We start from the raw sequence: 1,058 nt of genomic DNA, 5'->3' as shown, positions 1-1,058 counted from the left end.
TGCGCCCGTTTTCCGCTCAATGAGCGGAAAGCGGGCAAAAATACACAAAAAACGGGAGAAGTGTGTCTGAATTTTCGATTCTTTATCAGCTCACGTGAGCGTTGACGAATATCGGTGGTTATTCAGACCTTCCTTAAAATCTGAAGCGCTTTTCACCGAGAACTCTTCTAGGTTTTACATATGAGCATCATCGAAAAATTGGTCGAGGGTTTTTCTACAGCCTCGTTAAATGCACAGGAAACTGAGCTATATGGAACAAATAGATTTTCATGCTCTTGATGAGCATCAGAAAAAATTAATGTTAGAGATTGCTTTAGGTAACAAAGGGAAGTGTGTTTCAGTTTCTGAGGGGATGTGCGGAGAAATTTATGTTTTTGATCAGGGGGGGAATGTTTCACCTCGATACGTATGTGCGAAAATACCTAAACCCCTCACCAACATATCTGTAGAGGAAACGAACAACAGATTTGTCAATGAACTCAAGAATCAGCTCTCATATAATCAACAAAGGTTTGTTCATTGGGCGTTTGATTTCTCAGAAGTTCTTGGAACCCCTCTGGCATTGTTTCGTTATTGGGGAAGTGATCTTGAGAAAGTTATACGAAAACCTGAACTTTCCAGTAAGGTCGAGAAACTTTCTATATTGGTTTATGTATGCAGTGGCTTGAGCCACTGCTATAAGCGTGGTCTAGTCGCACATCAAGATTTGAAGCCAGCTAATATTTTTTTGAAAAACGTCAAAAGCGATTTTTGTGATTTACCAGATCTCGATATTTATAGCTTGGCTCTAATAGCTGATTTCGGTCTGGCAAATGCTTCTTTAGACTCTTCCGTCTTCGGTGGTTCTCGGCCTTATATGGCTCCAGAGCAGTGGGATGAATTCGAGCTATCACCTAAAACGGATGTATTTGCACTGGGGGTTATTCTCTATGAGCTTATGAGTGGAGGGTTTCATCCGGTTGGCATAAAACTCAGTGATTATTGGCCTATGCCGTTGAAAAACAATAGTAAGAAGTGGACTAAAGCGGATGCTTGGAGGAAATGGGCAAAGAGCGCGA

The 1,058-nt window shown here is 41.4% G+C and carries 1 protein-coding gene; it reads left to right on the top strand.

Features of this window, described 5'->3' with window-relative positions; all coding sequences use genetic code 11:
* Nucleotides 1–250: 250 nt before the first annotated feature.
* Nucleotides 251–1,058: protein kinase domain-containing protein (locus INT22_RS05285; RefSeq protein WP_193067830.1), on the top strand; the 808-nt coding region annotated here is incomplete at its 3' end.

The organism is Halomonas sp. 3D7M (genome assembly GCF_014897885.1).
Classification (GTDB): Bacteria; Pseudomonadota; Gammaproteobacteria; order Pseudomonadales; family Halomonadaceae; genus Vreelandella.
The sequence above is the reverse complement of the archived record's forward strand: the minus strand, read 5'-3'. Positions and strand labels throughout refer to the sequence as shown.